Origin of the sequence: Kordiimonas sp. UBA4487 (genome assembly GCF_002389025.1) — a bacterium.
Lineage (GTDB): Bacteria > Pseudomonadota > Alphaproteobacteria > Sphingomonadales > Kordiimonadaceae > Kordiimonas > Kordiimonas lacus.
The window spans coordinates 1-13,635 of record NZ_DGNR01000004.1 but is presented as its reverse complement, the minus strand read 5'-3'; the positions used below and the strand labels follow the sequence as shown (position 1 = coordinate 13,635).

At 57.7% G+C, this 13,635-nt stretch carries 12 protein-coding genes and 1 tRNA gene; 9 read left to right on the top strand and 4 right to left on the bottom strand.

The features are described from left to right. Positions 1 to 13: 13 nt before the first annotated feature. A complete protein-coding gene (carA, locus tag B3Z17_RS03775; protein ID WP_286828605.1) occupies positions 14 to 1,195 on the bottom strand; it encodes a glutamine-hydrolyzing carbamoyl-phosphate synthase small subunit in 1,182 nt (393 codons plus the stop codon). Positions 1,196 to 1,456: 261 nt separating this feature from the next. Here carA and B3Z17_RS03770 point away from each other — a divergent pair, with 261 nt between their 5' ends. Beyond that, positions 1,457 to 1,912, top strand: coding sequence for a GatB/YqeY domain-containing protein (locus B3Z17_RS03770; RefSeq protein WP_286828604.1), 456 nt, complete (start codon positions 1,457 to 1,459; stop codon positions 1,910 to 1,912). A gap of 148 nt (positions 1,913 to 2,060) precedes the next feature. Here B3Z17_RS03770 and B3Z17_RS03765 read toward each other — a convergent pair whose 3' ends face one another. Next, complete coding sequence (locus B3Z17_RS03765) at positions 2,061 to 2,267, bottom strand: hypothetical protein (RefSeq protein WP_286828603.1); 207 nt, start codon at positions 2,265 to 2,267, stop codon at positions 2,061 to 2,063. Positions 2,268 to 2,369: 102 nt separating this feature from the next. Here B3Z17_RS03765 and B3Z17_RS03760 point away from each other — a divergent pair, with 102 nt between their 5' ends. From B3Z17_RS03760 to B3Z17_RS03740, 5 genes are all read left to right on the top strand, one after another. After that, positions 2,370 to 3,275, top strand: a complete 906-nt coding sequence (locus tag B3Z17_RS03760) for a LysR substrate-binding domain-containing protein (RefSeq protein ID WP_068303263.1) — start codon at positions 2,370 to 2,372, stop codon at positions 3,273 to 3,275. 96 nt (positions 3,276 to 3,371) lie between these two features. Further along, a complete protein-coding gene (dnaG, locus tag B3Z17_RS03755; protein WP_068303260.1) occupies positions 3,372 to 5,297 on the top strand; it encodes a DNA primase in 1,926 nt (641 codons plus the stop codon). Between the two features lie 43 nt (positions 5,298 to 5,340). Next, positions 5,341 to 7,365: an RNA polymerase sigma factor RpoD gene (gene rpoD, locus B3Z17_RS03750; RefSeq protein ID WP_286828602.1), complete on the top strand. Its 2,025-nt coding sequence runs from the start codon at positions 5,341 to 5,343 to the stop codon at positions 7,363 to 7,365. Between the two features lie 83 nt (positions 7,366 to 7,448). Further along, entirely contained in the window at positions 7,449 to 8,297 is an 849-nt protein-coding gene (locus B3Z17_RS03745; RefSeq protein WP_286828601.1) for a retropepsin-like aspartic protease, read from the top strand. 89 nt (positions 8,298 to 8,386) lie between these two features. Beyond that, the gene (locus tag B3Z17_RS03740; RefSeq protein WP_286828600.1) at positions 8,387 to 10,159 is read left to right on the top strand and encodes a tetratricopeptide repeat-containing sulfotransferase family protein; all 1,773 of its coding nucleotides are present in this window, start codon (positions 8,387 to 8,389) and stop codon (positions 10,157 to 10,159) included. Between the two features lie 51 nt (positions 10,160 to 10,210). On the opposite strand, the gene B3Z17_RS03735 is transcribed toward B3Z17_RS03740, so the two are convergent. Beyond that, positions 10,211 to 11,038, bottom strand: a complete 828-nt coding sequence (locus B3Z17_RS03735; protein WP_068304628.1) for a flagellin — start codon at positions 11,036 to 11,038, stop codon at positions 10,211 to 10,213. A 155-nt stretch (positions 11,039 to 11,193) separates the two neighbouring features. Continuing rightward, positions 11,194 to 12,678 (bottom strand): aminopeptidase 1, encoded by a 1,485-nt coding sequence (locus B3Z17_RS03730; protein ID WP_286828599.1) that lies wholly within the window; start codon positions 12,676 to 12,678, stop codon positions 11,194 to 11,196. Between the two features lie 158 nt (positions 12,679 to 12,836). Between B3Z17_RS03730 and B3Z17_RS03725 the strand changes: the two genes are divergently transcribed. The 3 genes from B3Z17_RS03725 (at position 12,837) to B3Z17_RS03715 (ending at position 13,471) form a co-directional block, all read left to right on the top strand. Further along, positions 12,837 to 13,061: a hypothetical protein gene (locus B3Z17_RS03725; RefSeq protein ID WP_068303245.1), complete on the top strand. Its 225-nt coding sequence runs from the start codon at positions 12,837 to 12,839 to the stop codon at positions 13,059 to 13,061. Between the two features lie 45 nt (positions 13,062 to 13,106). After that, positions 13,107 to 13,331 (top strand): hypothetical protein, encoded by a 225-nt coding sequence (locus B3Z17_RS03720; RefSeq protein WP_286828598.1) that lies wholly within the window; start codon positions 13,107 to 13,109, stop codon positions 13,329 to 13,331. 63 nt (positions 13,332 to 13,394) lie between these two features. Next, positions 13,395 to 13,471: transfer RNA gene (locus tag B3Z17_RS03715), tRNA-Ile, on the top strand. The last annotated feature ends 164 nt before the right edge of the window (positions 13,472 to 13,635 follow it).

The window sequence follows — 13,635 nt, the reverse complement described above, 5'->3', positions numbered from 1 at the left end:
TAGGTCCCTTGGCTTACGCGGCGTTTTTATGTTTTTGGATCAGATCCATGAAGTCTTCGAACAGGTAGAAGCTGTCCTGCGGACCGGGCGATGCTTCCGGGTGCTGCTGCACTGAGAAGATCGGCTTGTCCGTGCATTCGATACCACAGACCGTGCGGTCAAAGAGGCTGATGTGGCTGATTTTCACGTTCGAAGGCAGGCTGTCCCCGTCGACCGAGAAGCCGTGGTTCATGCTGGTGATTTCCACCTTGCCTGACCTGAGGTCCTGAACCGGGTGGTTTGCCCCCCGGTGGCCCTGGTGCATCTTGTAGGTCTTGCCGCCGAACGCGAGCGCCAGCAGCTGGTGGCCGAGGCAGATGCCGAAGATCGGCAGGCCGGTTTCAATCAGCTTGTGGATAACGGGCAGGGCATATTCGCCGGTGGCTGCCGGGTCCCCCGGGCCGTTGGAGAGGAAAATCCCATCGGGCTTCAGCGCCATGATCTCGTCGAAGCTTGCGGTGGCAGGCACCACGGTGACGCGCGCGCCGGTCGCGGCCAGGCAGCGCAGGATGTTATCCTTGGCGCCGTAATCCACGGCTACAACATGGGCTTTCGGGTCCTTGAGTTCGGCGTAACCGTCGGCGATGGTCCAGCGGGCGCCGGTCCATTCCCGGTTTTCTTTGCAGGTCACTTCTTTCGCGAGGTCCATGCCCTTGAGGCCGGGCCAGTCTTCCGCTTGTTTCAGAAGGGCCGCGATATCGAACTTGCCGTCTTTATTATATATAACCACGCCGTTCGGGGCGCCGTTATCGCGAATGTGGCGGGTCAGCTTCCGCGTGTCGATGCCGGCGATGCCCACAAGGCCCATCGCGGCGCACCAGTCGTTCAGGTGCTTCACGGCGCGGAAGTTGGCGGGCTCGGTGATGTCCTCGCGGATCACGAGGCCGCGTGAGGCCGCCGTATCGCGTTCCATGTCTTCGATGTTGGTGCCGACATTGCCCACGTGTGGGAAAGTGAAGGTGATGATCTGGCCGGCGTAGGATGGGTCTGTCAGGATTTCCTGATAGCCGGTCATGGAGGTGTTGAAGCAGACTTCACCAACGGCGTCGCCTTCCCTTCCAAATCCATATCCCCAGAAAACAGTTCCGTCTGCCAACACCAGAGCGGCGGTGATATCCTCAGCGGGTCGCTGGGTGGGGAGTGTGGAGTCGGTCATGGGGGCGGGTTCCTCCTGCCTATGGTTTCACACATGTTCCCTTGCGTATCAAGGGATTAGCCGGTAAAAGAGCGCGCTGTGCGCCCTAGTGGGCGTCGGCCAAATTGACGGGACAATAAGCAAAAGGGCCCCGGGGGTCAAGTAAAGAATTTAAAAAAATACTCAATAAAATCAATGGGTTACGAGGTGTTTCCGATTTGCCAGCTGGTAGGCAATGCGGTATGATGTGCGCTTCCGACTCGTAAAATCAGGGTGGTGTTTATGTTGCGGGACGAACTCAATCAGTCAATGAAGGCGGCGATGCGCGCGAAAGAAACGCGTAAGCTCTCTACTGTGCGCCTGATTCTGGCTGCGATCAAAGAAAAAGATATAGAACTTCGGACAACAGATGGTGGCGACCGCGATGACGACGCCATGATCACCGATATTCTGTCGAAAATGGTCAAGCAGCGCCGGGACAGCATCAAGGCCTATGAAGAGGGCGGTCGGTGCGAGCTGGCGGAGCAGGAGAAGGCCGAGATTGCAATCATCGAGGAGTTCCTGCCCAAGCAGATGTCCGACGATGAGATCAAGGCGGCGTGCGAGGCAATCGTGAAAGAGCTGGGCGCAGAAGGCCTCAAGGACATCGGTCGCTGCATGGCTGCCATGAAAGATAAATATGCCGGTCAGATGGATTTCGCCAAGGCCAGCAAGACCATCAAGGGCATGCTGAGCTAACAGCTGACCAAAGCATGAATTCAAGGAGAAGGGCGGCGCCGGTTTGGCAGCCGCCCTTTTCAGTTGACCGGGCGGTGTCACACCCGGTGGGGTAAAAACGTGCGGGCAGAATAGTGAAGTAGGGGGGTCTCCCTGCCGTGCCGCGTTCCTAGATTTTGATCACCTGCATGGGGCGGATTTCGGGGTATGGCCGCTTCCGTCGCGCAGGTTCCTTGCTTGTCTCTGTGTCAGACTGCTCGCTGGCGATTTTTCTGCTGCTGTACAGGATCTTCTCGTCAATCGGCGCCAGGAGGGTCGCCAGTTTTGAGAAAAAGCTTATCTTTTGGCTTTCTTTAGATTTGATTTTCTTAGGCATATCGTGACTCCGTTTTCTTATAGTTGTTGATATCGTGTATTTTTTTGAGTATTTCAATTTCGTAGTTTTAAGGCTTTGACTTAGAAATATTAAGGAAATGATATGCGCTACAAGCTGCAGTCCCTGTCTGGTCTTCTGGCGTTCGATGCGGCGGCGCGCCACGGCAGCCTGACGCTGGCGGCAAAAGAGCTGGGGCGGACCCAGTCTGCAGTTAGCCAACAGGTGAAGGGGCTTGAGGAACAGTTGGGCTTCGCCCTGTTTGTACGCAAGCCGCGGGAGATCGAGCTGACATCGGCCGGCCGGTCGCTGGCGAAAGCGGTCAAGCAGGCGCTTGAAGGTATTGACGACAAGGTCACCACGCTGATGCGCCGACACGAGCCCAATGTGATCCGTCTTTCCGCTTATCATTCCTTCGCTATCCAGTGGCTCATTCCGCGCCTGCCGCGTTTTTCCATGGCACACCCGGAAATCGATATCCGGCTGAATGCGGACGATCACCAGGTTGATGTCGTCGCTGAAGGCTACGACCTGGCCATCCGGGGCGGCTGGCTTGGCAAGCTGCCAGCGGGCGTAACACCCATGCGGGTTGAAAAATATATGCCCGTGTATGCGCCGTGCCTTGCGGACGGGCGGGAGATCACTGTGAATGAGTTGGCGGACTATCCGCTGATCGGCTATGAGGACCGAAGCTATTGGAACGGCTGGCTGGAGCATAACGGGGTGGAGCTTGAGGACCCTGATTTCGGCAAGACCTACAGCCACTCTGGCCTCTTGGTGCAGGCGGCCGTGGTGGGCGCAGGCATCGGTATGGCACCACTGGCGACTGCGGCGCAGGCGCTGATCGACGGCAGGCTCAGGTGCGTGCCGGGCAAGCCATCCAGCAACGGCTTCTGTTTTCACGCCGTCACGGCGGGCGACCCGGTCAGTGAAAATGTTGCGCTGTTCATCGATTGGCTGCAGGAGGAGATGGACCAGATGGAGGTCGACCTGCAGCAATATATTGCATAATCGGCAGCAGGTGTTTCCTGATCGATTCCCTCTGTTCTCAGCCGGTGTGTTAGGCTAGAAGAGGTGTCTTCCGGTTTTTACTTTTAGTGGGTGGTTATGGCGCTTAGTCCGCAGTTTCTGGATGAGCTGAAGCACAGATTTACTCTGTCCGACGTGGTTGGACGGCATGTGAAGCTTGTGCGCCATGGGCGCGAGCATCAGGGACTGTGCCCATTCCACAATGAAAAGACCCCTTCCTTCACCGTGAATGACCAGAAAGGTTTCTACCACTGCTTCGGCTGCGGGGCGCACGGCAGCGTGCTTGATTTCGTCATGGGCACCCAGGGCATGGAGTTCATGGAAGCGGTGGAAATGCTGGCGGGCGAAGCCGGTATGGAAATGCCGCGCCAGACACCCCAGCAGATTGAACGCGACAAGAAGCGTGGCACGCTTTCCGAGGCCATGGACACGGTGGCCAAATGGTATATGGCGCAGCTGAAGGGCCAGATTGGCCGCGGCGCGTATGACTATATCAAGGGCCGGGGCCTGACGGATGAGACGTTGGAGCGCTTCGGCATGGGTTATGCGCCCGCCGCCCGCACCGCCCTCAAGGACGCCATGATCGCGCGCGGCATTGGTGAAGACCAATTGATTGAAACCGGTATGCTGATCAAGCCCGAGGGCGGCGGCGCCAGCTATGACCGGTTCCGCGACCGGCTGATGTTCCCGATCACCGACAGGCAGGGCCGGGTGATCGCATTCGGCGGCAGGGCACTAAGTAAAGACGCTAAGGCCAAGTATCTCAACAGCCCGGAAACCACGCTGTTCCATAAAGGTGCGACCCTTTATAACTGGGCCAATGCCCGCGCGGCCTCCTATGATGCCGGGCAGGTGATGGTGGTTGAGGGCTATATGGATGTGATTGCGCTGGCACAGTCAGGCATCGATTATGCCGTCGCGCCCCTCGGCACTGCGCTTACGGAAGAACAGATATCGCATCTTTGGCAAATGGCGGATGAGCCGATCCTGTCGTTTGATGGTGACAACGCGGGCCTGCGCGCCGCATCGCGGGCGGTGGAACGCTCGCTGCCGATGCTCAAGCCTGGCAAGTCGCTCCGCTTCATTATCATGCCGGAAGGGGACGACCCCGACAGCCTGGTGCAGCGCGAGGGTAAACGCGCCATTGAGAAGCTGATCGACAAGGCTGATCCGCTGGTAAATGTGCTGTGGCGCAACCTCACAGAGGGCGTGCCGGTGGACACACCAGAGCGGCGGGCAGGGCTGGAGAAAAAAATCTTCGGAACGCTTTCCGAAATCGAAGATGAAAACGTCAAGAAGCTGTACCAGACAGAATTCAGGAACCGGATCTGGGAATTGTTCCGCCCGGCCAAGCGGCAGGGCGGTCAGGGTGCGCGCCGTACGGGTGGCCCTGGTGGCGGCAACCAGCGGTTCCAGAAGAAGAATGCGGGCGGCATGCAGCCATGGCAACAGGGCGGCGGTTTGAAACACACATCATTTGCACAGGGTGACAAGGGCCGGCCGGTAACGGACCGGATGGAGAAGACGATTATCCTGACGCTGGTGCACCACCCCGAAATCCTGATCAAGCATGAAGAAATGGTGGCGGGCCTCGAGTTCGGCACATCAGGACTTGACGATTTGCGCAATGCGTTATTAGAGAAGGCCGCTGCGGGTGAGACCCTTGACCATGAGGCGGTGATTGCCCATCTGGAAGACAGACCGGAGATGGCGACGCTTGAAAAGCTCCTGGCGGAACGGGCGCTGAGGGATGACTGGTTCGCCTGGACGGATGCGGCGCTATCGGATGCGCTGACTGGATTCGAGCATATTGTCTCGCGATTCCAGCATATTACGGCGGCAAAAGCGGCATATGAACAGGCTGAGGCTGAATTTGCGGCCGACATGACAGAAGAAAATAGAGACCGATTTATCGCGGCGCAGGAGGCATTCCGGGCGCTCGAGGAAAAAGTAGCAGACAAAGAAGGATACCGGCTCGAATCAGGCAGGTTTTCTTTCAATTAATATGGTATAGACTGCGATTCGCGCAGATCTGGAGAAAAAATACATGGCAAAAGATGCGAATCAGGAAGACGACAAGGCAACCGGCACTGAGGAAAGCGGCTCTCGCCCCCTTGGTGACACCACGGAGGCCGCCGTCAAGAAGATGATCGCAAAGGCCAAGGAGCGAGGCTACATCTCGTATGATGAGCTCAATGCTGCCTTGCCGACCGAGGAAATGTCATCCGAAAAAATCGAAGACATCATGACCATGCTGTCTGAGATGGGGATCAACGTGACCGACGGCGACGACCCTGACGAAGCCGAAGGCGACGAAAAAGAAGCCGAAGAGACCGAACAGGAAGAGTTCAAGACCACAGACAAGAAGGAAGCGAGCGATCGCACCGACGACCCTGTGCGCATGTATCTGCGCGAGATGGGCTCTGTGGAACTGCTGTCGCGTGAGGGCGAGATCGCCATCGCGAAGCGGATCGAGGCCGGTCGAGCCACCATGATCGAGGGCCTGTGCATGAGCCCGCTCACGTTCCGCGCCATCATCGAATGGGCCGAGCGTCTCGAGAATGAAGAGATGCTGCTGCGCGATATTATCGACCTTGAAGCCACGCTGGGCAAAGAACCAGACAGCGCCGACCTTGAAGACGAGGACGGCGGCGACGTGATGAAGGAAGGTGCCGAAGCCGCAGACGACAAAGACAAGAAAGACGATGGGTCCAAGAAGGATGACGAGTCTTCCGACGAGGCTGGCGACGGTAACAACGATAGTGACAGCAACAATGATGATGACGACGATGAAGACGAGGCAGCAATGTCTTTGTCGGCCATGGAAGCGCATCTGAAGCCAGAAACTATCGAAAAATTCCGACTGATTACAGCGACTTACAAGAAATACGCCAAGCTTCAGGATGCCCGACTTGCGGCAGCTGTTCAAAGCGACACTCTGTCGACCGCGCAGGAGCGCCGCTTCAAGAAGCTGCGCGAAGACCTGATCGAGCTTGTGAGCTCCGTACGGTTCAACAACATGCGGATCGAAGAGCTGGTAGACGAACTTTACGGCCTGAACAAGCGCCTGATGAGCCTCTCTGGTCGCCTGCTTCGTCTGGCTGAAAGCCACAAGGTTTCCCGTACAGCTTTCCTGGACGAGTATCAGGGCAACGAACTTGAAGACGGTTGGGCTGAGCGCGTTGGCAAGCTCAAAGGCAAGGGTTGGGCGGCTTTTGTCCTCAACGAAGGCAGTGCCATCAACAACATTCGCGACCAGGTGAGCGAAGTTGTCGGCCGCACAGGCCTGCATGTGAACGAATTCCGCCGTATTGTTCGCACGGTGCAGAAGGGCGAAAAAGAAGCCCGTATCGCCAAGAAGGAAATGGTGGAGGCCAACCTCCGTCTGGTGATCTCGATCGCCAAGAAATACACCAACCGTGGCCTGCAATTCCTGGATCTGATTCAGGAAGGTAACATCGGCCTGATGAAGGCGGTGGACAAGTTCGAATACCGCCGCGGTTACAAATTCTCGACCTACGCCACTTGGTGGATCAGGCAGGCCATCACCCGCTCGATCGCCGACCAGGCGCGCACCATCCGTATTCCGGTGCATATGATTGAGACGATCAACAAACTGGTGCGCACAGGCCGCCAGATGCTGCACGAAATTGGCCGCGAAGCCACGCCGGAAGAACTGGCGGAGCGTCTGTCCATGCCGCTTGAGAAAGTGCGCAAGGTGATGAAGATCGCCAAGGAGCCAATCTCCCTTGAAACGCCAATCGGCGACGAGGAAGACAGCCACCTGGGTGACTTTATCGAAGACAAGAACGCCATCCTGCCTGTGGATGCCGCGATCCAGTCGAACCTGCGTGAGACCACAACCCGCGTGCTGGCATCGCTGACGCCGCGGGAAGAGCGTGTCCTTCGGATGCGTTTTGGTATTGGCATGAACACCGACCACACGCTCGAGGAAGTCGGCCAGCAATTCTCGGTAACCCGGGAGCGTATCCGTCAGATCGAGGCAAAGGCGCTCAGGAAGCTGAAGCACCCAAGCCGGTCGCGTCAGCTCAGAAGCTTCCTCGACACTTAGAGGCAGGCTTTGTGACTGGACTGAATAAAATCCGGGAAGGCAGCCGTGCATGGCTGCCTTTTCTGTTTTTGTGCATATGTCATGTGCTTCAGCCGCTGGTGGCCGCAGAAGATTCTGTGTCCGGGGCGCCGAAACTGCAACAGGATGAACATGGCCGCATGCTGGTGGATGTGCACGTAGGCGGTGAAGGGCCTTTCCCCTTCCTGCTGGATACCGCCGCCAGTCGCACGGTTATGTACCGCACGCTGGTCAGCCTCCTGGAACTGGAGGCTGTCCCGTTCAAATCCCGTCGTGTGATGACAGCGACCGGCGCGCGTGAGATGCAGCTGTACCGGGTTGGCGATCTTGAGGCGCTTGGCAAGACGCTGAGGGTCAATGAAACCGTAGCCATGCCCGACCCCGCGTTGGAGGGTACCTCCGGTATACTGGGGATTGATCTGTTGCGCGGGCACCAGTTGCTCTTGGACCGCACAGGCGCACGGCTGGATGACGACCGCAACCTGAAGCGTGAAGCGGGTTGGCTGGACTTGAAAGCCCGCGCTGTGGGTTATGGCTCGCTGGCGGTTACTGTGATCATCGAAGGCGTTGAAATCCACGCACTTGTCGATACGGGCTCGGGCCACACGGTGCTGAACGGCCCGGCGCTTCAGGCGCTTCAGGAGGTCATTCCGGAAGGCATGACGGATGATCAGGCCAGCGTGTCTGCCTCCGGCAGGGCGATGGCTGCCAGCGTGATCAAAGTGCCCGCCATGTCGGTCGGCCCTTGGCAGCTGACAGACCAGCGTTTGGTATCTGCGCACCTTCCCGTCTTCTCAACTTTCGGCGCATCCCGTGCGCCCGCTATGATCCTGGGCATGGACGTGCTGTTGCAGGCTGATGTCGTTGCCATGGATTTCAGGCGCTGGCGCATGATGGTCAGGCCGAAGGACTAATTAGAAACCTGGGGTGCTTCACTGTTGGAATTCAGCCTCTCGCGGTGTACCTCAGGAAGAGTAACCAGTAACACAGGCAATCTAAACCGATGAATGAACCACGCAAACTTCACCTGGAGAAAATTTCCAGGGCCGAACGCAGTGAAGACCAGTCGGCCTTGCGGGCGGCCTTTGCAGACGCCCTGCGGGAGCTGCCGGATGATCCGGTGGTGCTGGGAAAGTGGGCGGACTATATGTTCGGCATCGGGGAAAAGGATATTGCGCGCCAGGCGGTGCGGAAGGCCTTTAGCCTTACGCGGGACAATCAGCATCATTTGAAAATGGCCCTGTGCGACAAAATGTATGTCATGGGGATGCAGAAGATCGCGGCCAAGTCATTGCCGAAGCTTATTTCCAGCGAACGCACGCAGGAAACATTGGTGAGGATCAAGATTCTGTCGGCGGGCAGGGACGAGATCAGCGTGCGCCAGGCTTGTGAGCAGTTGGTTGAAAGGGCTGAGTTGGAGCCAGAACAATGGCGTGAGATATCGCGCCTTGCGCTTAACTGCGGCAATCCTGCTGTGGCGGTTAAGGCGTTCCTCAAGTGTATTAAGCTGGCCGATGCTCCGCCAAAGGATCTGGCAAGGCTTGTGGTGTTGCACATCGAAAATAATGACCTGGAAAGTGCCTGGAGGGTTTTGAAGGATTTGCCTCGTGAGGTTCTACAGCAGCCAGATATGCTGGCGGTGAAGGGTACTTGTTTGCGAAAGCGCGGCCAGAAGACCGAGGCCGTGAAAGCTTATCTGCAATTGCTGGATCATTGGCCCAGCAACCCTACTGCCTGGAGCGGCCTGGCAAATCTGGCGGACAAGGGCGACCTTCCAGGTCTCGTGACCCGATGCGAAGACATATTGAATGGCAATCAAGCGGGGGGCGACAATGCGATAAGTCTTTGGTATGCCCTCGGCCTGATGCAGGAGAGGTTGCACCGAACACGTGAAGCTTTTGAAAGCTACAGCAGGGCAAACAGCCGGGTGCATGAACGTTATGCCTCCAAGGGCCGTGCCTATGACGCGAAAAAGGTTGAGCAGGTACGTGCTCGCGTAACCGGTTGGTTCACGGGAGATATGTTCGAGCCACAACCTGCTGAGGTGTCGGCCAGCCAGCCAATCTTCATTGTTGGTATGCCGCGGTCAGGCACATCCCTGCTGGAACGTATTCTGGCATCTCTGCCCGAGGTGCGGGCCGGAGGGGAGAGCAAGGCGCTGGCGCTGGTTGCGACCGGGCATCACCAGGATGTGCTTCGTAAACATGCGCCGGAACCACGGGCACTGGACAGTGAGGCATGGCAAGCCATGGCGAGCGATTATTGGAATGCCACATGGGTTCAGGGCCGGTTCGTAACGGATAAACTGCCACAAAATTATGCCAATTTGGGCTGGGGCATGAAGATGTTCCCTACAGCCCCGATCATTCACCTCAAACGTGACCCACGGGATATCGGCTGGTCAATCTATAAGCGCTTCATGCGGGTGACGTTTGCCTACGCGACCAAGCAGGAATCAATGGCCCATGCTATCAGGCAGTGCGAAGACTATATGGACTATTGGAAAAGTGTGGCACCAGGCCGCATTCTAACGGTTCAGTATGAGGATCTGGTTCAAAACCCGGAATCCATGACCCGTAAGATCACAGAATTCTGCGGTTTGGAGTGGAAGGAAGCCTGCCTGTCACCCGAGAAGCTGGATATTCCCTCATTTACGCTGAGCGAACAACAGGTGCGGGAGCCCATCAATACGAAAGGTCTTGGGCGTTGGAAGGAATATGAAGAATTTCTTCAGCCCATGATCAGGGCCTTGGATGAATATGGCCTACTGACATAGAAAACGACCGGGCAAAGCTCCGGCCGTTTTTTCTGAAGCTGGTTATGGTGCCTAGCGGAACAGCGACAGGATCGCGCCCGGCGCCTGGTTCGAAATCGACAGGGCCTGAATACCCAGCGCCTGCTTCACCTGGTTGGCTTCGAAAGCGGCGCTGGTTGCGCCCAGGTCGGCATCAACAAGATTGCCGATCCCCTCTTCGGTGGCGTTCGAGAGCGATTCCGTGAAATCCTTGGTTTCCTGCAGCTGGCTGGCACCCGCGCCCAACTGGGACAGGGAGCTTGAGAGATTGCTGATCGAATCTTCAATCGCCGATACAGCCGCCTGCGCGTCCGCAACAGAGCTGATGCCCTGGCTGGCGCTCAGTGTTACATTCGGCCCGCCGAGCGACAGGTCCTGCGCGTCAATCTGGATCACACCCTGGCCGTCAGCGCCGGTGACCGCAACAATATCATCGCCGCCGGATTTCACCGCGTTGGTGCCGTTGAATTCGGCATTGTCGACGATCGAGGTGATCTGGTCACGGAGCGCCCCGAATTCGTCATTCAGCGCCTGTCGGCTGACATCATCAAGGCCGGGATCAGAGGCCGTTACGGCCTTTTCCTTCAGCTCCAACAACAGGTCAGACACACCGTCCCCGGCGGCCAGCGCCACATCGGTGGTGGAGAGCGCCCGGTCAAGGGATCCCTTGACGCTGTTGAGGCCCGCGACATCGGCTTTGAGGAGTTGCGCGATCGACAGGATCGCGGCGTTATCTTTTACACTGTCGACTTTCTTGCCAGTGGAAATTTCATTTTGCGTTTTAGCCTGAAGCGAATTCGTACGCTGCAGGTTACGCACGCCCAGCAAGCTGCTGGCGTTCGTATTGATCGAGTTTACCATTTTCAGCACCCATAGGTTCACCGGCGGACCCCTCCGCCAGTCGGTATTCTACCTGCAGGCAGTATGGCACAAATCAGGGGAAATATGAAGGAATGGATAAAATTGTCGGGGTCTGGCATCCCGGCGGGCCTTACCCACCGGGACGGAGGCAGCTTTTAATCTGCCTTGCTGATGAAGGCGCTGATGGCGTTCTTGAGCGCCAACACATCCATTTTATCGGATACCGCCACTGGTGTGTGGATCGACAACAGGGGTACGCCGAAATCGATGGTGTCGATATTCAGCTTCGCCAGTTCCTTGCCCAGCGTCCCGCCGCCGGCGCGTCCCACCTTGTATGTGGTGGTTTGCCAGGCCACGTTGGCGTCATCAAGGGCCGCGCGTGTCCAGGCGATAAATTCGCTGTTGGCGTCAAAACCGCGGCCATAGAGCTTGATGTTCACACCAAAGCCAAGGCGCGGTGCGTTCGTCAGTTCCCATGCACTTGGGCTCATGGGGTTCACGCCGGGGTTGACGTCAATCGACAGCGCTTTTGACGCCCTCAGCGCGCGGGTGAACAGCGGCTGGCGGTAGGCTTCGCCCAGCTCGGCATAGACAAGCTCGCTCACCAGATCCGGCAGGTAGGTGCTTGAGGCACCAGAGACATTCACATTGCCGCTTTCTTCATTGTCGGCAAACTGGATGATGGTGGTGTGCGGCAGGCGCTTCGTGTCGAAGGCTGCCATCATGCTGGCGAAGGCCGCCAGCCTGTCATCCTGGCCGTAAGCGGCCACAAGGCGACGATCAAGGCCCATGTCGCGGGGCTTCATGGCGGGCACCAGCGACAGCTCAGCCGATACAAGATCAGCCGCCTCGATATCATAGTTGGACTTGAGGAAACGGAACACCCATTCGCTGGCGCTGAATTTGCCGTCCTCGCCGTGCGGGCCGTGCGCCACAATGGGGTCGAGGTCTTCATGTTCGACTACTTCGCGGGCGTTTTTCTTCATCTGGTCGCGCGCCGTGTGGGGCGACAGGTCAGGGATCATCAGGATCGGATCGTCACCCTTCAGGCCAATGGAAATCTGGACAGTCTTGCCGTCCTTGGTGTCCACGCGGCCGACAAGCGCCAGCGGGATGTTGGTCCATTGGTAGGTCTTGATGCCGCCGTGATAGTTGGTCTGGAACAGGGCAAAGCCTTGGGCTTCATCCACGGGGCGGCCCTTCAGCTCAAGGCGCGGGCTGTCGATATGGCTTGCGACAATCCGCAGGCCGGCGCTGGTGGGGGCGCTGCCGCCGATGATCAGCGCCATGGCACGGTCGCGGTTGATATGGAAATATTTCGCACCCGGTGTCACGGGTGTGCCAGGCTTCCATTCCTCAAAGCCGTTGCGTTCGGCTTCGGCGCGGATCGCGGCCACGGTCAGCAGTTCCGTGCGGGCCTTGTCCAGGAAAGCCTTGTAGGTTTCACCGAACGCGTCGGCCTGGGCCTTGTCGTCCTTTGACGCTGTTTTCCACGCGCTGTCGCACGCGCCCTGGGGGCAGGTGGTGTCGGCGGCCCGGGCGGGCAGGGTTGCGATCAGGGCGCTGGCCATCAGGCCTGCAGCCAGCGCGGGCTTCAGGGCAGACTTGATGGCTGATTGGGGGCGCATCAACGATGACATTCTGTTTCCTCCAGTCGGTATGGGATTCTTGCTGAAGCAGACCCTAGAATGTGGCCGCATGCATTGCAAACCCTCTTCGCGCTCCTTATATCGGAAGATATAAAGATTTCGGGGCGGGCTTGCCCCGGCTATAATGAGACCGACGCGAGGAGTGGGGAATGAACCAATATTCAATGGTGGTGCTGATTGTTCTGGCCGTGATGTGCGCTGGCGCCTTTAAGCACTGGGCAAAACTGCAGCATGAAAAACTGAGGTCCCGGCAGGACAAGGCCGACGACGCCACAAGCAAACGCATCGCAGAGCTTGAAGACCGCGTCCGCGTGCTGGAGCGCATTGTCACCGACAAGAGCGAGCGCCTGAAACAAGAAATCGACGCACTGTAAGAACCGGGCAACTGGCTGCAGGACATTCATAAGGGGGGAAGACAGGTGAGCGGACAAGACTTTGTTCTGGCGATCATTTTCGGATCGTTCATATTCGCGGGCGTGATGCACTGGATGAAAATCAAGGCGGATGCCGTCAAGGCAAAGGCCGCCGGACTGGACGGTGACGCCCGGGCCGAGATCGCCGCGCTGAAGAAGCGCGTTGACGTGTTGGAGCGCATCGTGACCGACAGAAGCACACGCCTGAAGGAAGAGATTGACGCGCTTTAACCGCGCGCGTCATTTTTCACTACCCATCGGGGAAAGAGTTTGCTACCTAACGCTCCGTGGTTTGGGCCTGTAGCTCAGCTGGTTAGAGCCGGCCGCTCATAACGGCTTGGTCGGGGGTTCGAGTCCCTCCGGGCCCACCACTTTCCTTTTGTAAGTTCTCAGTATAACCTGGAAATTTCTCAGAAAAAGCTGGAAATGGATCTGGGCAGAGTTCACGAGGACTCGTCCGGTCTTTTCTGTATAGCGGACCTTGATAGGTTACACAACTAAGGCCGGCTATTCGCCTATTCCGTTGAAAAACTCT

Bases quoted from the DNA above. Each gene is read 5' to 3' on its own strand.
- B3Z17_RS03735 (WP_068304628.1), bottom strand. From the start codon at position 11,038: ATGGTAAACTCGATCAATACGAACGCCAGCAGCTTGCTGGGCGTGCGT.
- rpoD (WP_286828602.1), top strand. From the start codon at position 5,341: ATGGCAAAAGATGCGAATCAGGAAGACGACAAGGCAACCGGCACTGAG.
- dnaG (WP_068303260.1), top strand. From the start codon at position 3,372: ATGGCGCTTAGTCCGCAGTTTCTGGATGAGCTGAAGCACAGATTTACT.
- B3Z17_RS03740 (WP_286828600.1), top strand. From the start codon at position 8,387: ATGAATGAACCACGCAAACTTCACCTGGAGAAAATTTCCAGGGCCGAA.
- B3Z17_RS03765 (WP_286828603.1), bottom strand. From the start codon at position 2,267: ATGCCTAAGAAAATCAAATCTAAAGAAAGCCAAAAGATAAGCTTTTTC.
- B3Z17_RS03725 (WP_068303245.1), top strand. From the start codon at position 12,837: ATGAACCAATATTCAATGGTGGTGCTGATTGTTCTGGCCGTGATGTGC.
- carA (WP_286828605.1), bottom strand. From the start codon at position 1,195: ATGACCGACTCCACACTCCCCACCCAGCGACCCGCTGAGGATATCACC.
- B3Z17_RS03730 (WP_286828599.1), bottom strand. From the start codon at position 12,678: ATGTCATCGTTGATGCGCCCCCAATCAGCCATCAAGTCTGCCCTGAAG.
- B3Z17_RS03760 (WP_068303263.1), top strand. From the start codon at position 2,370: ATGCGCTACAAGCTGCAGTCCCTGTCTGGTCTTCTGGCGTTCGATGCG.
- B3Z17_RS03770 (WP_286828604.1), top strand. From the start codon at position 1,457: ATGTTGCGGGACGAACTCAATCAGTCAATGAAGGCGGCGATGCGCGCG.